General features: G+C 49.9%; 21 protein-coding genes, 1 tRNA gene and 3 rRNA genes. 15 read left to right on the top strand and 10 right to left on the bottom strand.

Annotated elements, in window-relative coordinates; all coding sequences use genetic code 11:
* Positions 1-12: 12 nt before the first annotated feature.
* Complete coding sequence (locus K3T82_RS11390) at positions 13-624, top strand: DUF4870 domain-containing protein (protein ID WP_220193582.1); 612 nt, start codon at positions 13-15, stop codon at positions 622-624.
* Positions 625-781: 157 nt separating this feature from the next.
* Here the strand turns inward: K3T82_RS11390 and rrf (K3T82_RS11385) are convergent.
* Positions 782-898: ribosomal RNA gene (gene rrf, locus K3T82_RS11385) — 5S ribosomal RNA — on the bottom strand.
* Positions 899-1,168: 270 nt separating this feature from the next.
* Here rrf (K3T82_RS11385) and K3T82_RS11380 point away from each other — a divergent pair.
* The 8 genes from K3T82_RS11380 to K3T82_RS11345 all read left to right on the top strand — a co-directional run bounded on the left by K3T82_RS11380 (position 1,169) and on the right by K3T82_RS11345 (position 7,995).
* Positions 1,169-1,543 carry a hypothetical protein gene (locus tag K3T82_RS11380; RefSeq protein WP_220193581.1) on the top strand — a complete coding sequence of 125 codons (375 nt, stop codon included), beginning with the start codon at positions 1,169-1,171 and terminating at the stop codon, positions 1,541-1,543.
* A 357-nt stretch (positions 1,544-1,900) separates the two neighbouring features.
* Positions 1,901-2,839, top strand: coding sequence for a phosphate ABC transporter substrate-binding protein (locus K3T82_RS11375; protein ID WP_220193580.1), 939 nt, complete (start codon positions 1,901-1,903; stop codon positions 2,837-2,839).
* Between the two features lie 170 nt (positions 2,840-3,009).
* Positions 3,010-3,921 carry a phosphate ABC transporter permease subunit PstC gene (pstC, locus tag K3T82_RS11370; protein ID WP_220193579.1) on the top strand — a complete coding sequence of 304 codons (912 nt, stop codon included), beginning with the start codon at positions 3,010-3,012 and terminating at the stop codon, positions 3,919-3,921.
* Positions 3,918-4,850: a phosphate ABC transporter permease PstA gene (gene pstA, locus K3T82_RS11365; protein ID WP_220193578.1), complete on the top strand. Its 933-nt coding sequence runs from the start codon at positions 3,918-3,920 to the stop codon at positions 4,848-4,850. Before pstC ends, pstA begins: the two co-directional genes overlap by 4 nt.
* 64 nt (positions 4,851-4,914) lie before the next feature.
* Positions 4,915-5,145: a hypothetical protein gene (locus K3T82_RS11360; protein WP_220193577.1), complete on the top strand. Its 231-nt coding sequence runs from the start codon at positions 4,915-4,917 to the stop codon at positions 5,143-5,145.
* A 161-nt stretch (positions 5,146-5,306) separates the two neighbouring features.
* The gene (gene pstB, locus K3T82_RS11355; RefSeq protein WP_220193576.1) at positions 5,307-6,224 is read left to right on the top strand and encodes a phosphate ABC transporter ATP-binding protein PstB; all 918 of its coding nucleotides are present in this window, start codon (positions 5,307-5,309) and stop codon (positions 6,222-6,224) included.
* 142 nt (positions 6,225-6,366) lie between these two features.
* A complete protein-coding gene (locus tag K3T82_RS11350) occupies positions 6,367-7,101 on the top strand; it encodes a response regulator transcription factor (RefSeq protein WP_220193575.1) in 735 nt (244 codons plus the stop codon).
* A gap of 192 nt (positions 7,102-7,293) precedes the next feature.
* Positions 7,294-7,995 (top strand): glutamine amidotransferase-related protein, encoded by a 702-nt coding sequence (locus K3T82_RS11345; protein ID WP_220193574.1) that lies wholly within the window; start codon positions 7,294-7,296, stop codon positions 7,993-7,995.
* Positions 7,996-8,158: 163 nt separating this feature from the next.
* Here K3T82_RS11345 and rrf (K3T82_RS11340) read toward each other — a convergent pair.
* The 3 genes from rrf (K3T82_RS11340) to K3T82_RS11330 all read right to left on the bottom strand — a co-directional run bounded on the left by rrf (K3T82_RS11340) (position 8,159) and on the right by K3T82_RS11330 (position 10,443).
* Positions 8,159-8,275 (bottom strand): 5S ribosomal RNA (rrf, locus tag K3T82_RS11340).
* Between the two features lie 262 nt (positions 8,276-8,537).
* A complete protein-coding gene (locus K3T82_RS11335) occupies positions 8,538-9,158 on the bottom strand; it encodes a 5-(carboxyamino)imidazole ribonucleotide mutase (protein ID WP_220193573.1) in 621 nt (206 codons plus the stop codon).
* Between the two features lie 121 nt (positions 9,159-9,279).
* Entirely contained in the window at positions 9,280-10,443 is a 1,164-nt protein-coding gene (locus tag K3T82_RS11330; RefSeq protein WP_220193572.1) for a 5-(carboxyamino)imidazole ribonucleotide synthase, read from the bottom strand.
* Between the two features lie 163 nt (positions 10,444-10,606).
* Here K3T82_RS11330 and K3T82_RS11325 point away from each other — a divergent pair, with 163 nt between their 5' ends.
* From K3T82_RS11325 to K3T82_RS11315, 3 genes are read left to right on the top strand one after another with little or no spacing between them, the layout of a single operon-like run.
* Positions 10,607-10,822: a carboxymuconolactone decarboxylase family protein gene (locus tag K3T82_RS11325; protein ID WP_220193571.1), complete on the top strand. Its 216-nt coding sequence runs from the start codon at positions 10,607-10,609 to the stop codon at positions 10,820-10,822.
* A gap of 18 nt (positions 10,823-10,840) precedes the next feature.
* Entirely contained in the window at positions 10,841-11,125 is a 285-nt protein-coding gene (locus K3T82_RS11320; RefSeq protein ID WP_220193570.1) for a carboxymuconolactone decarboxylase family protein, read from the top strand.
* 2 nt (positions 11,126-11,127) lie between these two features.
* Entirely contained in the window at positions 11,128-11,373 is a 246-nt protein-coding gene (locus K3T82_RS11315; RefSeq protein ID WP_220193569.1) for a hypothetical protein, read from the top strand.
* Positions 11,374-11,447: 74 nt separating this feature from the next.
* Here K3T82_RS11315 and K3T82_RS11310 read toward each other — a convergent pair whose 3' ends face one another.
* From K3T82_RS11310 to K3T82_RS11300, 3 genes are all read right to left on the bottom strand, one after another.
* Positions 11,448-11,699, bottom strand: a complete 252-nt coding sequence (locus K3T82_RS11310) for a YtxH domain-containing protein (RefSeq protein ID WP_220193568.1) — start codon at positions 11,697-11,699, stop codon at positions 11,448-11,450.
* Positions 11,700-11,901: 202 nt separating this feature from the next.
* Positions 11,902-12,303 (bottom strand): response regulator, encoded by a 402-nt coding sequence (locus K3T82_RS11305; protein ID WP_220193567.1) that lies wholly within the window; start codon positions 12,301-12,303, stop codon positions 11,902-11,904.
* 319 nt (positions 12,304-12,622) lie between these two features.
* Positions 12,623-12,694 (bottom strand) — tRNA-Lys (locus K3T82_RS11300).
* A gap of 286 nt (positions 12,695-12,980) precedes the next feature.
* Between K3T82_RS11300 and K3T82_RS11295 the strand changes: the two genes are divergently transcribed.
* A complete protein-coding gene (locus K3T82_RS11295) occupies positions 12,981-13,682 on the top strand; it encodes a response regulator transcription factor (protein ID WP_220193566.1) in 702 nt (233 codons plus the stop codon).
* 34 nt (positions 13,683-13,716) lie between these two features.
* On the opposite strand, the gene K3T82_RS11290 is transcribed toward K3T82_RS11295, so the two are convergent.
* Together K3T82_RS11290 and rrf (K3T82_RS11285) are read right to left on the bottom strand one after the other, a co-directional pair.
* The gene (locus K3T82_RS11290; protein ID WP_220193565.1) at positions 13,717-14,115 is read right to left on the bottom strand and encodes a MerR family transcriptional regulator; all 399 of its coding nucleotides are present in this window, start codon (positions 14,113-14,115) and stop codon (positions 13,717-13,719) included.
* Between the two features lie 54 nt (positions 14,116-14,169).
* A 5S ribosomal RNA gene (rrf, locus tag K3T82_RS11285) occupies positions 14,170-14,286 on the bottom strand.
* 267 nt (positions 14,287-14,553) lie between these two features.
* Here rrf (K3T82_RS11285) and K3T82_RS49060 point away from each other — a divergent pair.
* On the top strand, positions 14,554-14,682 hold the full coding sequence (locus K3T82_RS49060) for a hypothetical protein (RefSeq protein WP_268886628.1): 129 nt from the start codon (positions 14,554-14,556) through the stop codon (positions 14,680-14,682).
* 80 nt (positions 14,683-14,762) lie between these two features.
* Here the strand turns inward: K3T82_RS49060 and K3T82_RS11280 are convergent, their stop codons facing one another.
* Positions 14,763-16,097 (bottom strand): serine/threonine protein kinase, encoded by a 1,335-nt coding sequence (locus tag K3T82_RS11280; protein WP_220193564.1) that lies wholly within the window; start codon positions 16,095-16,097, stop codon positions 14,763-14,765.
* 310 nt (positions 16,098-16,407) lie between these two features.
* Between K3T82_RS11280 and K3T82_RS11275 the strand changes: the two genes are divergently transcribed.
* Entirely contained in the window at positions 16,408-16,890 is a 483-nt protein-coding gene (locus K3T82_RS11275; protein WP_220193563.1) for a PRC-barrel domain-containing protein, read from the top strand.
* The last annotated feature ends 57 nt before the right edge of the window (positions 16,891-16,947 follow it).

Below are 16,947 nucleotides of genomic sequence, written 5' to 3'. Positions count from 1 at the left end.
GGAATTGTTGTCATGAGTTATTACGATCCGAATCAACAGCAGCCCAATCCCGAGTATGGGAGTGGCTATCCACAGCAAGGCAGCGATCCATATAGCGGTCAACAGCCAGGCTATCAGCAACCTGGTCAGGAAGGCTATCAACAGCCTTATGGCCAGCCGGGCCAGCAGGGTTATCAACAGCCTTATGGCCAGCCGGGCCAGCAGGGTTATCAACAGCCTTATGGCCAGCCGGGCCAGCAGGGTTATGGACAGCCCGGTTCTGGCGAGCCTATGACGATCAATATGCAGCCAAATGTAGCTGCCGGTCTGGCTTGTGTCTTTGGTTGGGTTAGTGGTCTGGTCTTCTTCCTGATCGAGAAGCAAAATCGTTTTGTGCGCTTCTTCGCGATGCAGTCTATCCTGCTCTCAGGTGGCTTTACTGTACTGTCTATCCTCTTGAACATCATGACTTCATTTATGCCTAGCAGTGTCGCAGTACTCTTTAGCTGCTTGACAGGCCTGATCTCGCTTGCATTCTTTGTTGGCTGGCTCATCCAACTCATCAATGCCTTCCAGGGTAAGATGTTCAAGCTGCCTGTCATTGGTGATATGGCTGAGAAGTTTGTGAATACTGGCTCATTCTAATCCGCAAATACGACGCACATAACTTTTGCAGGCCCTGCTACATGCCTATGTAGGGCTTGTATAGTGTGAAAGCCAGAGAAGGCGCGGCAGTTACGAAAACTGCCGCGCCTTCTCATTGGATCATATAACATATAAAAACCGCCTGTGTGAGCGGGTGAAACGGCGGTGTCTTATTTTCCCGTGGGGCTGCCCCCAAAGTATCGTCAGGGCTGAAGAGCTTAACTACCGTGTTCGGGATGGGAACGGGTGTACCCTCTTCGCAATAACCACCGGTTCGCCTGCGCATACAAGCGGTTCCGATTGACATGGTGTATAATAGCATCCCCTTGGGGATTTGTCAACACTTTTTCTCCCTCTTTTTTCAAAGCCGCATAAATTCTCTATTTTCTTAGATCGTTATGGATATTTCGGTATCATTCTCCTAGAGTCCTCCCTTAAGATACCATTTGTCACCTTTTTGCGTTCTCATCCGTGTACAAGAAAAGAATACTCATGCTTGCGAGCGCTTATAGAACGGCGCGCATGATACGGAAGGAGGATAAACGTGAGTACATACCAGAATCCCAATCCGCAGCAGACGCCGATAGTTGCTGGTGTCTTTCAGAATGAGAACCAGGCAAAGGTGGCCGTGGATGAATTACGCAAGCAAAACTTTGCTCATGACCAGATAGGAGTAGCCATTCCACAGAAGAGTCAGGTGGACAGTTTGTCACAGGATTTTATGAAACTAGGCGTTCCTCAGGAAAAGGCGACGTACTACGAGGATGAGTTCAAGTCTGGGCATATTGTTGTCTCTGTGCGCCCTGATGGACGCGACGAAGAGGCCCAGAGCATTCTCTTTGGCAGTGGCGGCTATAATGAGTCCGAAAAGGGCAAAAGCGAGAGCCAGTCCTCAACCCAGAATGGTAATGATCGCTAAGCGAGCATGTTCATATATGGAATAGAGAGTGAGACCGCGGCCCAAGCTTGGGCCGCGGTCTCACTCTCTATTTTATTTTGCATTTTATGTTAAGGTAGAGTTATTTTGCTTTTATCGGCTTTCTATGCGATTTTATAATATATTTTGGCTATGGTATTGACTTTATGTAAACCTATCCTATGGGAAAGTTTAACAATCTATTAACATGCCTTAACCTATCTATAAAGCATAGTTAATTCTGCAATGCTATTGTATGGATGCGACAGCAAAAGGGGTCGGGGAGAAGAATGGGAAAACCCGTTCTAGCCTCCGGCGAGAGATAGGATATTTTGGTTCGTATCATTTGTAGGAGATACTATGTTGAAGAAATGGCGCGTGGCGCTTGTACTTCTCGCTATTGTAGCGTTATCAATGCTTATTTCAGCCTGCGGTGGCGACACCGGCGACGCGAGTAACACTAACACCTCAGCTACGCAGACTCCCGTTGAGGGAACTGGTCAGCTCAATTGCGTTTCTGGCACGATCACAGCAAGCGGTTCGACCGCGTTACAGCCTTACGTTGACCAGGTTGCGAAAAAGTACCAGGCCAAGTGCTCTGGCGCGAAAATCTCGGTCCTGCCCGGCGGCAGCAAAAAAGGCCTCTCTGATGCCGAGAATGGCACCTCCCAGATCGGTAACTCCGACGTCTTCGCTGACACCACCCAGGGAGACCTAGTTGACCACCAGGTTGCTATCGTAATCTTCACCATGATCGTTAGCCCTGATGTGACCGCGAAGGACCTGACCACCGCTAACCTCATCGACATCTACACCGGTAAAATTACCAACTGGAAAGAAGTTGGTGGCGCCGACGAGCCAATCGTTGTTGTGAGCCGCCCTACCTCTTCCGGTACCCGCGCGACCTTCAAGAAGTTCGTGCTGGACAACAAGAACGAGAGCCCAGCGAAGTCCACTAACCTGACCGAGGACAGCACTGGTACCGTTGTGCAGACCATCCAACAGACAAAGGGCGCGATTGGTTATGCTGCTCTCTCCGCTTCACAGACCGCTGCTGACGCTGGCAAGGTGAAGATCCTTACCATCGATGGCAAAGAGGCGAATGCTGACAACGTCAAAACCAACGCTTACAAATTCTGGAACATCGAGCACATGTACACCAAGGGTGAGGCCAAGGATCTTGCCAAGGCTTTCCTCGACTACATGTTCAGCGACGATGCCAACCAGGCTGCTGAGAGCCTGAAGTTTGTCAAAATCAAAGATGTTCCCCAGGACATTCTTACCACACATGCCAAGTAAGTAAAACCCTGGATCGCCCTCATCCTGGAACCAGGCTAGGGCGATCCAACCTTTCTATTGCCATATGAAATAGTCCGTATTCGAAAGCCTGAGCGCTTGCCACAATGGCGGTGTTTGCCTCTCAAGTGAGGATTGGTTTTCGTCTAAGACCTTAGTCAAGGAGGATAGGTGTGCAGAGAGCGCGAATGATGCGTGTCTCAGACCAGATCGCGCATATTGTCTTCCTCATTTGCGCCATTCTGATCGTCGCCATTATTGTCGGCGTTTTTTACTTCGTCGGTTCCAAGGCTTTCAAGGTCTTCTATCTGCCCGGCGGTTCTAGCATCGGTGAGTTCTTTACCAGTACTCATTGGGATCCAACGGCGGGCAATAGTGATGTACCGGCGTATGGCGCATGGGGGCTTATTCTGGGTTCGATCTTCATTACCCTGGTTTCTGTGTTGATCGCTACCCCGCTTTCGTTCGCGATGGCACTCTTTATGGCGGAGATTACGCCGCGCTGGCTCTCGCGTATCCTCCAGCCATTGTTGGAGATTTTCACGGGAATGCCTTCGGTGGTTATTGGCTTCCTGGGCCTGACTATCTTGATTCCCTGGTTGAGCCAGATTACAAAGACGCTTGGATACGGTTATGGCGCGGCCATAGTGGTCCTGGTTGTTATGATTATGCCCACCATTATCAGCGTATCAATAGACGCGGTGAAAGCGGTTCCGGCCGGTGTGCGTGAAGCAAGCCTGGCTCTGGGATCAACTCGCTGGCAGATGATGGCGAAAGCGGTTATTCCGGCGGCAGCCTCTGGTCTGGCGACGGCAGTTGTGCTTGGCATGGCACGCGCTATTGGCGAGACGCTCGCAGTCGCGATGGTTTTAGGTGGAGAGACATTACCAGATAAGCTCTATAATCTTCAATCACTCTTTTTCTCACCATCCTCGAATATCACGCGTGCGATCCTGAATGACTTTGGTGAGACCTCTGGCTTGGCGCAGGATGCGTACTGGTCCCTAGCCTTCCTTCTCCTGGTCATTTCACTCTTGTTCATCTGTGTGAGCCGTTACCTGGCTAGTAGGAGTGTCTATAAATGAGCACACAGGCAATTGGGCGCAAACAAGAGCGGCAAGGCAGCCGACTGGGGGAGCTGACACGAATCGCGCAAAAGCTACACAGGGGGAATCGTGTCGCGCTCGGAGTGCTCTGGGCACTGGCGGGGCTCATTACGCTCCTCTTTATCGCCATCATCGTCATCCTCTTTTTGCAGGGCTTTGGGTATCTTATTAACCCTGCATTCTACTCGTTCGCGGATAACGGTGTTGGCAGGCAGATTTTCAATACCTTTTATATACTCATACTTTCAGAAGTGTTCCTCTTCCCTATTGCTTTGGCAGCGGCGATCTACACGGTCGAATACGCTCCACAGGGGAGGCTGGTGGCGAGCATTCGCTTTGCCGCAGAGACGCTGGCAGGTGTGCCGTCAATCGTGCTGGGTCTATTTGGTTTTGTCTTCTTTAGCGCCTTTCTTGGATTCCATATCAGCCGCCTGAGTGGTGCGTTGACACTCCTGTGCCTGAATTTCCCCCAGGCGTTTCGCCTGTTCGAAGATGCATTGATGTCGGTACCGCGCGACCTGCGCGAGGGAAGTCTGGCATTGGGTACAACTCGCTGGCTGACGATTCGCAAAGTGGTGTTGCCTTCTGCGTTGCCTGGCCTGATTACGGGTCTCATATTGAGCGCTGGTAAGATCATTGGCGAGACAGCCGCTCTGGTATATACCATGGGGGTATCGAGCCCTGCGAGCGTTTTCTCGCTTGATCCCTCTATACCAAGCGATACATTGACGATCCATCTGTGGTACATCAAGACACAGGGCGCAGGTTCGATAGTTGGCCTGACAGCGGCAGATTCTTCAGCGATCTCGTCTGGCTCTGCTGCCCTCCTGATAATCGTCTTGTTAGTCATCAATTTGCTTGCCAGAGGTGTTGGGCGTATGATCCAGCGCCGGGTAATGGCGGCATAATGAACGTACATGCATGGTACTCATCTAGAAGGGTGCCGCTTGCAGAACAAGGGTGAAACGATCTATGAACTCGATAGCAGTAAACTCTTCATTTGGTGGCGAGAGAGTTAATTTGCCCCGGGGTGCAAGCATCTTCTCGCGCAAAGTAGCACGTAGTGGGCATATCTCCTATGAGGGACGGCCCTACTTCATCAGCAAAGCGCTGGCCGGTCGCTACATTCGGTTGGTCGTTGTAGAGGATCGTTTAATTGTAGATGAGTCCATTCCGTTACACAAAGAATATGAGTTATCCTAACTCTTGTTGGGCACGCATTGCGTGCCCACTACCTCTCTTATGCTCCCAGGAGCGGAGAGGCTAAAGATACATCGGTATGAGGAACGCACATATCCCTGAAGCATGGCCGGAATATGCTACTGCAAGAGAGTGAATATCGAGAAGGAGATAAAGAGGGAACTATGTCAACAGAGGAACAGAGCAGCCAGTATCAGTCAGGGGGCGTGAGAACTGGGCAGCAAACATATGATCGGGCGTGGGAGAATGGTGAAGTTCGCATAGAGAACTTACCTGATAATGAGGCACAGCGAACGGAACTTCAACGTGAACAAACGCTGAATACCCATGCCGATATCGAAATTGATGTGCAGGGTCTTAACTTCTACTATGGAAAGAAGCAAGCTCTGTTTGATGTCTCACTGCCAATCCGCAATTGCCAGGTCACAGCACTGATTGGCCCTTCCGGTTGTGGTAAATCTACCTTCTTGCGTACGTTAAATCGCATGAATGACCTGATTCCAGGCACAAAGGTCGATGGAATGGCTAAGTTTGGCGAGGAGAATATATACGCTGCTAAGACTGATGTGGTGTTGCTACGTCAGCGCATTGGCATGGTGTTCCAGAAGGCCAATCCTTTCCCTAAGTCCATCTTTGAAAATGTTGCCTATGGTCTTCGTGTGCAGGGCAAATCCAACCGCGCCATCAAAGAGATGGTTGAGAAGAGCCTGCGTGGTGCAGCCCTTTGGGATGAGGTAAAGGACCGTCTCAATACCTCGGCGTTGGGTCTCTCAGGCGGTCAGCAGCAGCGTCTTTGTATTGCCAGAGCTCTCGCGGTTCAACCAGAGGTGCTCTTGATGGATGAGCCTTGCTCGGCTCTGGACCCTATCGCGACCTTAAAAATTGAAGAGCTGATCACCGAACTGGTGAAGGATTATACCATCGTCATCGTGACGCACAATATGCAGCAAGCAGCACGTGTCTCTCACTTTACGGGCTTCTTCTTGAGTGGTAAGCTAGTAGAGCAAGGGCCAACCAAGGATATCTTTGAGCGCCCACAGAAGAAAGAAACCGAAGACTATATTAGCGGTCGCTTCGGCTAGTCATTACCTTCTCTCGCGTTGAGAGGTATTCTATGGCAATTTGGGCGTGGTTTCCTATGTGGCTGGTGGCTTTGTTAATTGTGGGGCGCCGTGCTGAGGCAATGGAAATAGCCTGTGTTCAGGAGACTATGGAGGATATGGAGTGGCACGCAAAATCCTGGTAGTAGATGATGAAGCGGTCCTGGCAGAGACAATTGCTTATAATTTGGAGCAGTCAGGATACCATGTCATCACAGTAGCTGACGGTAACAGTGCTTTGGAGGCTGCGCGTAGCGAACGTCCTGACCTGATTGTGCTGGATGTCATGCTGCCAGGGATGGATGGTCTTGAAGTGTGCCGCCAATTGCGACGCGAGAACAGGACCGCGACGACTCCGATCCTGATGTTGACTGCTAAAGGCGATGAGATCGACAAAGTTGTGGGTTTAGAGGTTGGCGCGGACGATTATGTGACCAAACCCTTTGGCCGTAGAGAACTCCTGGCGCGTATTCGGGCCCTTCTACGCCGCTCTGATTATGTGCCAGCGGACGAAGATGAAAATCGATTTGAGGCTGCTCCTGAGCGGAGGCCCTCGAATCGAGAGTTGGTTGCCGGACCGTTGCGTATTGACGAGGCGGGACGCCAGGTTCATTGTCGTGGACAAGAGATCGAACTTCAGCCGAAGCAATTCGAGCTACTTACTTATCTGGTGCGCAATCGTGGCACTGTACTGACGAGAGATCAACTGTTACATAATGTATGGGGTTATGATTATGTCGGTGATACACGTACAGTCGATGTACATGTGCGCTGGCTACGGGAGAAGCTAGAGGAAGATCCAGCTAACCCTAAGCTTATCCAGACCGTCCGTGGCGTTGGATATGTCTTCCGCTGGTAAAATATAGAGCTTTTTGACAAGAGAGGTACGCTTGCGTCATAACTGATGGCACAAGCGTACCTCTCTTCCATTTCTCACCTTTTTTGGCATACAATAGAACATGCAGCCTCAATGAGAGTACGCGATGAGTGGGTAAGCCTGCGCCGTTTTACCTATCCTTTATACGTTATTGATGTGAGAAAGGGTCTTTGCATGGATGACATTGTACGTATCGGGCTGATAGGTGATGGTCGGGATGATACGCTAGCGCATCAGACAATTATACAGGCTTTGGAGAACGCGGCACACTTGCTGGCTCTACAGGTTGAGGCTCACTGGCTTCCCACATCGCTATTAGAATTCGCTACCTGGAGTGAGCTTGCGACGTTCAATGCCCTTTGGTGTGTATCTGCTGACGCATATGTGCAACCTCGCGGGGTTATACATGCCATTCGTCTGGCACGCGAACTCTGGATACCCTTTCTAGGGACTTGTCTGGGTTTTCATTATACGCTTATTGAATATGCTCAACATGTCTTAAGCCTACCCGAAGCTGATCATGGAGAGCATAATCCTTTGACTCCGCTTCCACTGATCTCTCCTCTGCTCCATTCACTCTCTTATCTCTCGCGCCGAGTCAATTTTATACCAAGTTCATCTATCAGCCAGATATATGGTGCCGATGAAACAGTAGAGGAATATGGTCGTTGTGAGTTTGGTCTTGATCCGCGTTGTCGTGATCTGATTGAGTACGACGGATTGCGTATCAGTGGTTTTGATAGGAGTGGAGAAGTGCACGCGATAGAGTTGCCTGGACATCCCTTCTTTTTCGCTACCCTCTACCAGCCGGAACTCTATGCTCTGCGACAGAAGATTCATCCCTTACTGCTAGCATTTTTGCGTGCAGCTGCCTGAAATTGTGGAAAACTTCGTGGAAAACTTGTGGAAAAGTATAGCAAATAGGAAAAATGGTCAAGCTAAACATAATCTAGGGGATGGTGTTTGCAGCCAGCTGCCCTTGCCCATGTTTCCTTGCTCCGATAGGGAGACATAAAGGAACCGCCCATGTGAGCGGGCGAAACGGCGGTGTCTTATTTTCCCGTGGGGCTGCCCCCAAAGTATCGTCAGGGCTGAAGAGCTTAACTACCGTGTTCGGGATGGGAACGGGTGTACCCTCTTCGCAATAACCACCGGTTCGCCTGCGCATACAAGCGGTTCCGATTGACATGGTGTATAATAGCATCCCCTTGGGGATTTGTCAACACTTTTTCTCCCTCTTTTTCAAAATCTCACAAAAGAGGGTGAAGATGATCGTGAAAGAGTTGTCGCGACAACATCATCAGAAGGCTTGACCCAATGAATAAGTGAGAAAATGGTGGGGAAAATACAGGGCTGATGGCTTGTGTTTTATATATGGTAGGGTTCAAGTCTTATCAGCCCTGCTGTATTACTGGATTCTAAGAAGGCCGCTCATTTCTGAGTTTCTGCTCCAGAGTCTCGTTCTGGCGTTTGACCTTCCCTTTGCGCTTCTCCGCATAGGCTTGCAGGCGCTCGCGGATCGTGGGATCGCCGATTGCTACTTCTTTGGCCGCGTGAATGGCGGCATTGACCGCGCCAGCATCGCCAATTGCCATGACCGCGACGGGAGCGCCCTCTGGCATCTGAACCATGGAGAGTAGCGCGTCGATACCCTTAAGCGCACCGAGGTCGCGTGGTACACCAATAACAGGAAGATCTGCCCGGAGATCCGCGATGTTACCAGGTAGATGAGCCGCGCCACCCGCGCAGGCAATGATGACCTGGATAGAGGCGGGTAAATGCTCAATGTGTTGTATTGCGGCTCGCAGGTCGCGATGTACAGAGTTGATTTGTACCAGGCAGGGAATACCAAATTCGTTGCATAGCGTGTTGACGGCCTTCATCATCAAGGGTAGGTCTGAGTCACTGCCCATAGTGATGAGCACTTTGGGCTCACCTATGGCCTGATCTCCTACGCCCTCTGATGAGACGAGGACACCATGATCTTCTGTCAGATTGAGCGCGTCACGCACATCCTTTAGTGGCTGCTTCTGTTGCATATTACTTTCCTGTTTCGGTTTTATGTGAAGACCAACGTCACTACCGTGCCCCCGCATGGGGGTTGCGGTTAACGCTGGCGAGTTCAGGTTTGTGGATAGATGATTCTTGATAGTTCTTGTCCTAAATGGAGAGGGAGGCGCGAACCTCTTGCGCTAGTTGATGGACCTCATCGAGTGTCTCGCCAACAACAGTGATATGCCCCATCTTGCGATCAACACGGGTCTCACGTTTTCCGTAGAGATGGACGAAGATGCAGGTGGTATCAAAGTGTTTCTGCCAGCGAACTTCGGCGGGACCGTTGCGCTCTCCTAGAATGTTGATCATGACTGCGGCGGGATAGCGCATACTGGTGTCTCCAAGGGCGAGATTGGTGATGGCGCGCAGATGTTGCTCAAACTGCGAGGTCTGGCAAGCCTCAATGGTATAATGGCCGAGGTTATGTGGACGGGGTGCGATCTCATTGAGCCAGAGTTTCCCCGCTTTATCCAGAAACAGCTCAACACCAAAGATTCCAATAGCGTTGAGGTGCGCGATAGCTTTATGTGCTATCGCTTGCGCCTCCTCCAGCAGGCGTGGGTCGATAGGTGCAGGCGCCAGTACTGTCTGACAGATATCACGCTCATGAATCATTTCTACGACTGGGTGGGCAGAGATCTCGCCACGTGCGTTGCGCGCAATCATGAGACCCAGTTCTTTTTTCAGATCCAGGCACTGCTCGACGTACAACTCACGTCCCGCCAATTTGGCAAGGGCTGTCTCGATATCCTCTGGGGCGTTGATACGCGCGTTGCCACGACCATCGTAGGCATCTTTCTTGGCCTTGAGGACCAGAGGGTAGCCCCAGGTTCGCGCCAGTTCCTCAATATCGGCTCGCGACTCAACAGAGCGGAAAGGGGCAACAGGAATAGCGTGCTGATCCAGGAACTCTTTCTGGCGATATTTATTCTGAATGATAGCCAGGATTTGTGGCGATGGATAAATGGTATAGCCATCCGCCTGAAGCTGCTCAAGTGCCTCAGTATTAATATGCTCAATCTCATAGGTCAGGATATCGCTCTGCTGTGCCAGCTCACGGAGTGCCTGAGGATCTTTCAATCCCCCCATGATCTGGCGCGCTACGGCTGATGCGGGAGCCTGAGCTGTGGGATCCAGCACAGTAAGTTCCCCATAGCCCATCGCGCGGCCAGCTTCGCTGATCATAAGTCCTAATTGACCACCACCAATGATGCCAATATGTGTAGAAGCGACAATTGCCACCTCTTCGGGATTCAGTTGTACGTTCACTCGCCAGATTTCTCCTTGATTGAATCTCTATCCTTTGGAGGACATCCTAATTCTAAGCAACCAGGGGTTAGGGTGTCAAACTCAGATACCGTGTAGCTGATAGAATGTGATAGAATGCACAGCGTTAGTGGTACTACTAGAGGAAGAAGAGGGTTTATAGAGGATGTCGCGAATACCTCCTGACAATAGAATTCGTCTTGAGAAGACGCCAGGCGGGGAGACCATGGAGACGCTGTTTCGTGTTATGGCTCATCGTCCAGAGATCATGCAGCCTGCACTGCAAATGCTTGAGGCGGCTATGCGTGGCGGAACAGTTGAGCCAAAGTTGAAAGAGTTATTGGCGATTCGTGTCTCCCAGGTCAACCACTGCTCATATTGAATGGCTGCTCATACTGCCTTGGCAAGGCAGCTAGGGGTTGAGGAAGAGCTATTAGACGCGCTCTTCCATATTGATCGTCATCGCCACCTCTTCAGCGAACGTGAACTGGTTGCTCTAAGCTACGCTGAAATTATGACGACGAGCGCGCGTGATATCAGTGAAGAGTTGTGGGATGCACTACAATACCATTTTGATGACGGCGAGATTGTGGAAATAACAACTGTGATTGGCATGTTCAATTTCTTTAATAGATTCGCGGATGCTTTAGAGATTGATCCGCCACCACAACAAGGGAAGAAATAAATATGGCAAATACTGAAGAGAAGTATCAAGCTCTGCTGAAAGATTTGCATGAGCTAGCGACGTATCTGCATGGGCGTGGAGATAAAACGCTCGCGTTGTCGCAACAGTTTAGTGTGAATGCTGAGAAGGACCCAGGTAATCGCGCGTTCGATCTGAATCAGGCTCGTATGCTGGATTATCAGCACCATATTTGGCATGAGATTGGTAGCAAGGTGGAGCAACTACTCAAACTCTATGAGCGCCAATAGAAGAGAATGACAGAGAGGGATAGAGCAGAGAGGATGGATAATCTCTCCCTGCTCTATCCCTCTCTATTCTGTGCTTAGAGGTTACCGGAACGAGCTTGCGTGTAGCGATCGGTTAGCTCCTCTTTCGTGCGGCTGTAGAGCTGACGGCCCTGAGCAATGGCTTCCTGTGCCCGAGTGCGCACATCATCGCCTAATGATCCCGAACGCAGTAAGATGCCTTGCTCACTGAGCTGAGCACGTGTCGCTTCACCGGATTGAGGTGCAACAAGCAGGCCAATGCCAATGCCAATGCCGAGTCCTAGTAACAGTCCTGTGACAAATTTCATGCGAATTTCCTTTCTCTACTGGCGCTCGCCAATAGCGAGAGATGTAGCGTGATGAATGGCGTGTCAAAACCTATATATTGTATATCGTATGACACATGCATTTAGACGCGGATTTGACCAGGAATGCCTATGATTAGATGCGGAGATACCAGTCGTCTGAGAGGTTCCCTTGAGAGTTGGCATCTCTACACTTGAAAGCTGATTAGTGACCGGTTTCGGTCTTTTCGAGTAGTTCTTCTACTTTGTCGAGAAGGACCTGAAGTTCAAATGGCTTGCGTAAGAGGAAGACCCCATTGTAGAGTTTAGGGTCGCTCTCAATCAGCTTTGAGACCTCATCAGCTTCCAGAACAGCCGCTGTATAAACGATCACTGGAATATCGCCAGTCACGTGATCGCTTTTGAGCTGCTTAAGAATATCCTGACCAGAAATATCGCCCAGTTTAAGATCGAGGATGAGAAGATCGGGTAACTGGCTTTTGACGCGTTCAACCGCGTCCTTTCCTTCTTGCAGGATGGAGACCTGATACTGCTCGTCTTCAAGGACGCGGCGCATCAGGTGCAACAGCTCATTCCTGTCGTCGACAACTAATATCCGTTTCGTCACTTCTATTCAGTGCCTCACGCAAGCTATGCTTGCTCAGACACCGCCTCCTGCTAGCGCGGTCGCGCCCCTCTTCCACTTCTTGTGTTCGCGAGGCACGGTTTTAGCGTCTCACTATGTGGTACAGCATTTTGCTTGTATTGTAGTGTACCACGTTTCCCTTAGCCCAACAAGACTACAAAGCTAAAATGCATACGGATTATGGAGAAAAAACTTTATAACAGGTATTGGAAAGAGTTGAGAGCCTCCATGCTCAATGTGTCTTTGTGAAGATGGAGAAAGATTCTGTATCTCTAGAAGCGTGTCGCAAAAATAAAAATAATGAGCGTGGTGGGACTCGAACCCACGGCAACCCGATTAAAAGTCGGATACTCTACCACTGAGTTACACGCTCATTTGACAGGGGTATTGTAGCGTATTTTCTGCGATCTGGCAAGGGGTATTCACGCTCAAGATGAAGATATTTCCAAGAAATATCCATTAAATTGATAAAGTTTATCGCTTCTTCGGCCCTTTAGGGCGAAAGTAACCCGATTATACGCGCTCTTGGGGTGGTAGAGCTTCATGTAGTACAGAGAATTTTAGTATGGCTTTGTCTTCCTGGCTTCTAGCTAAATATTTTTGCTATGATATGTATATATATAAGATTAAAGCAACAACATATATTAAGGGATTACACGATGAACGACGCTTCCTCCAAGCCTTTGCGCCTGCTCATCGCCAGTGCGCACCCAGTTATTCAAGAAGGTTTGTATTCCATGCTCGCGAGTTGTTCCAGTATAAAGGTTCTGGGCATTGCTATATCTCTTTCCGAGACTGCCCGCCTGGTAGGAGAACTGCGACCAGATATACTGCTTCTAGATTTGCACAATCTCACACCTGCCTTACTAAAGACGCTAGCACTAATTCATGGGGAATGGCCTGACCTCGTTATCGTCGGATTCGAACTTCAGGAGAGTAATGCGCCAAAGCTAGTGGAGTATATGCGCGCTGGCGTAACTACTTGCATTTCTTTCCAAACTAGTTGCGCTGCTATCGTCCAAGCGCTTCATGCTGCTATACGTGGTGAGGCGTTACTTCAGCCTGCTATCTTATGTGCTCTACTCCAGCATATATCCACGTCCAGCCAGCCAACTCCCACGCCGTCGGTGGAAGTGTATAAGGAGAGCGTGGGTCTGACTAAACGTGAGTTAGGGATACTTCGACGTGTTGCTCTGGGCGAACGCAATAAGGAGATCGCTACATCTTTGAATATCAGCGAGCCAACAGTTAAAACTCACTTGGCGAATATTTACTTTAAATTGGGAGTAGATTCACGTGCCTCTGCTGTCGCAATAGCAATGGAGAGAGGTCTATTAACGCTACGACCGCAGGCATTATAAATATATATTATCCTCAGCGGAGGAGATCTGATATCTATCCCTGGCAGTTGGTGAGCACACAATCGATGCATTCCTCCAGGTTGGAGCAACTACAATTCTGACCCAGGGTCAAGAGGCGTTGGAGGGTGTGAGCTCTCGTAATGATGCTCTGGATTTCATCAAGTTTGTGGTAGACCAGCGCCTGCCACCTTGTGGAGAGGGGAGCCTGCTCTTTTCGTTGTTCTTCAAGAAGGGACTGTATTTCTGTCAGGGTAAATCCCAGGTGGCGAGCGGTTTGAATAAATTTCAGGGTATCGATTGTGCTCTGATCATAGCGTCGCTGTCCACTGACCCTGCGTGGCTCCGGTAAGAGCTGTATGCTTTCGTAGTAGCGAATGGCTGAGGCTCGTATGCCAACGCTTTTGGCGACCTCGCCAATACTCAGTTCTTCCATAAAGCCCTCTTTTTATTTCAAATGACCACAAAAAACCGCCTGTGTGAGCGGGTGAAACGGCGGTGTCTTATTTTCCCGTGGGGCTGCCCCCAAAGTATCGTCAGGGCTGAAGAGCTTAACTACCGTGTTCGGGATGGGAACGGGTGTACCCTCTTCGCAATAACCACCGGTTCGCCTGCGCATACAAGCGGTTCCGATTGACATGGTGTATAATAGCACCCCTCTGGAGATTTGTCAACACTTTCTTGAAAGAATCTTAAAAATTGCTCAAATCTTATTAGAGATGGGCTTCATGTTGGAAAATCGATAGCGCTCTGTTTAGCTAAACAGAGCGCTATCGATTTTCCAGCTTCCGTCCTCTTGTTGAATTATTATCCCTGTCCAGTTCATGTTTTTAGTATCAACGCCACCCTGATCATTTGTTTCACGAATCACGAGATGAACAGCTACCGTCGCGGAGCCATCACTATTGAGATTTTCGCTGATAAAGGTCACATCCTGGCGCTGGACATTCGCATAACCGCCCGCGAAGGTATCGTAATCCAGGCTATTCTGGAATCTGGGTGAGAGTTGGTCATAGGCGCGCCGATAGTTGCGCTTGTTTAAGCTATCATAGTACGTCTTGACGACGTTGTGCGCCTGTTGAACTAGCGAGGGTGTGGGAGAGGGGTACTGGTTGGCGTAGGCTGTGTTGTAGGCGTGGTAGCGTTTGTTTGTGTGCTCCCATCGTTGTTTTGGGAAGCTGTTGGCTTTTGCGCGAAGGCTCCCATGACCTGTAAGCTGATAATAACTATGGCTGCGAGGATCATCAGGCTAGGAATGATTTTCAGAGCCAGAGGCCAGCCTCCCTCTCGTTTTTGATTAGGATCGGTGTTTGTCTGGTACCATCCATTGTGTGCGCCTTGCTGTGGTATTCCCTGCCATGAGCCAGGATGGGCTGGCGGCTGATTGGTAGGGTAAGGGTACGGTGGATGCTGTGGTGTATATGGTTGCGCAAATTCTACTGGAGTAGGGGGCTTGCTCTCCTCGCTCTGTGGTGTGTCCTTCAGGGCCGAGGCACTCGCCAGTTGCGTTGGCAGCGTGCTATCTGGCATGGATCGTATTGTGGTGGCTGCTTCCGAATTTTCGACGGCTTCGCGCAGCGCTTTGACGAACTCGCCCGTCGTGGGATAGCGCTCATGTTTGTCCTTGGCGGTTGCTTTCGCGAGCACAGCATCTGCCGCGAGCGGAATTTCAGGGTGAACGCCATAAAGAGGTGGGAACGTTTCATGCAGGTGCTTATCAACTATGGCGAAATGGCTCTCACCCTTAAAGGGGATCTCACCGCTTAGCATCTGGTAAAAGACCACGCCGAGCGCGTAGATGTCGGCTCGCCCATCGACTGCTTCGCCACGCAAGGCTTCAGGTGACATATAGGCGGGTGTGCCAAGAATTGTGCCAGCGGTGGTTAATGTCGTGTGCTCCCCATCCTCAACCTCTTCGGTCAGTCGGGCAATACCAAAGTCTGCCAGTACGAGTCTTCCATCAGGATAGAGTAGGAAGTTACTCGGTTTCAAATCGCGATGGATTACATGTTGGCTATGCGCATAGTCGAGAGCTGAGGCCGCTTGTGACATGAAATTGAGCGCCTGATGGACTCCCAGGCGTCCCTGTTTGGCTAGCAGACTACTCAGGCTGCCACCGCTTATATAAGGCATCACAAGGTAGGCTTGCTGATCCTGTTCTCCATATTCATAGATAGGAATGATATTAATATGTTCCAGCTTGGCGATGATGTCGGCCTCGCGCTGGAAGCGTGCCAGGAAAGCGGCGTAATTGGCCTGATTTTTTGCTTCTGTGCGCAGGACTTTAATCGCTACTGACCTTGCGGGCCGCTTCTGCTGCACCAGGTAAACGGCGCTCATCCCCCCTTTGCCAATTAATTTCTCCAGGGTATAGTTACCCAGTGTTGTGCCTATGAGTTCGCTTCCATTCTCCGTCATCGCAGCCCCTTTGTATCAATCTATGTATTCCATTATCTATTCTGCTGATTTCTTAAGCCAAAACCCATGCTAATTATAGATGCTCGGATAGTATAATTCAATTCCATCATTCTCCTGACCCAGGACTATTTTAGTGTTTTCCTTGTCGTAGGGGGTAAACCATTCTCCATATCCCTTTGGTCGCGGTCTACATAAATATGGTTACCTTTACCTCTGGCAAAGTGTATAATGAACCAGAACACGAGAAGTTATACTCCTCTCGCTGCTTGCATTATCTTTACTCAATCCTACCAAGGAGTACCTATAACTTATGCAGAACAATATGAGTAGAAATTGGTCTGACCTGCGCAACCTTGTCGTCTATATCCCTAAATTAGGCAAATCTGTTGGCTCTGTTGTCGACTTTTTCTTTAAAGAGGGAACTAATGCTGTCTATGCTCTCCGTGTGCACACACATGTCAATGGAGACTATGCTCTCCCTGTGCGTGGCATTAAAGCCATTGAACTGGACAAGGTCATAATAGAGAATGAGAACATGCTTATCAAGGCACTTCCTCCCTTACCTCAAAGCCAGGATCTCATCGGGCAGCCTGTCTTTAGTGAGAAGGACGAGGAGCTAGGGACCATTAGTGAGGTTGTGCTGGCGCTCAATCCTCCGGCGGCGATGCGCCTGAGTGGTATTACCCTCGCGTCCAATGGGCATAAAGCCTATACCATTTCTGCGGACAGCATTTCGGGATTCGTGGATGGCAAGGCTGTCATCGAAAACCATATTGCTCGTAAGCTGAGTTAAGATTTGTTATCTCTTTGAGAAAGGCGCAGACCTCTTCTTTATGTTCGCCATAAAGAA

The organism is Ktedonospora formicarum, assembly GCF_016587355.1.
Lineage (GTDB): Bacteria > Chloroflexota > Ktedonobacteria > Ktedonobacterales > Ktedonobacteraceae > Ktedonobacter > Ktedonobacter formicarum.
The sequence above is the reverse complement of the archived record's forward strand: the minus strand, read 5'-3'. Positions and strand labels throughout refer to the sequence as shown.

Coding starts and splice junctions, on each gene's coding strand:
- K3T82_RS11360 (WP_220193577.1), top strand. CDS start 4,915: ATGAACTCGATAGCAGTAAACTCTTCATTTGGTGGCGAGAGAGTTAAT.
- pstA (WP_220193578.1), top strand. CDS start 3,918: ATGAGCACACAGGCAATTGGGCGCAAACAAGAGCGGCAAGGCAGCCGA.
- K3T82_RS11295 (WP_220193566.1), top strand. CDS start 12,981: ATGAACGACGCTTCCTCCAAGCCTTTGCGCCTGCTCATCGCCAGTGCG.
- K3T82_RS11335 (WP_220193573.1), bottom strand. CDS start 9,158: ATGCAACAGAAGCAGCCACTAAAGGATGTGCGTGACGCGCTCAATCTG.
- K3T82_RS11390 (WP_220193582.1), top strand. CDS start 13: ATGAGTTATTACGATCCGAATCAACAGCAGCCCAATCCCGAGTATGGG.
- pstB (WP_220193576.1), top strand. CDS start 5,307: ATGTCAACAGAGGAACAGAGCAGCCAGTATCAGTCAGGGGGCGTGAGA.
- K3T82_RS11345 (WP_220193574.1), top strand. CDS start 7,294: ATGGATGACATTGTACGTATCGGGCTGATAGGTGATGGTCGGGATGAT.
- K3T82_RS11325 (WP_220193571.1), top strand. CDS start 10,607: ATGTCGCGAATACCTCCTGACAATAGAATTCGTCTTGAGAAGACGCCA.
- K3T82_RS11275 (WP_220193563.1), top strand. CDS start 16,408: ATGCAGAACAATATGAGTAGAAATTGGTCTGACCTGCGCAACCTTGTC.
- K3T82_RS11310 (WP_220193568.1), bottom strand. CDS start 11,699: ATGAAATTTGTCACAGGACTGTTACTAGGACTCGGCATTGGCATTGGC.
- K3T82_RS11290 (WP_220193565.1), bottom strand. CDS start 14,115: ATGGAAGAACTGAGTATTGGCGAGGTCGCCAAAAGCGTTGGCATACGA.
- K3T82_RS11280 (WP_220193564.1), bottom strand. CDS start 16,097: ATGACGGAGAATGGAAGCGAACTCATAGGCACAACACTGGGTAACTAT.
- K3T82_RS11315 (WP_220193569.1), top strand. CDS start 11,128: ATGGCAAATACTGAAGAGAAGTATCAAGCTCTGCTGAAAGATTTGCAT.
- K3T82_RS11375 (WP_220193580.1), top strand. CDS start 1,901: ATGTTGAAGAAATGGCGCGTGGCGCTTGTACTTCTCGCTATTGTAGCG.
- K3T82_RS49060 (WP_268886628.1), top strand. CDS start 14,554: ATGAACAGCTACCGTCGCGGAGCCATCACTATTGAGATTTTCGCTGAT.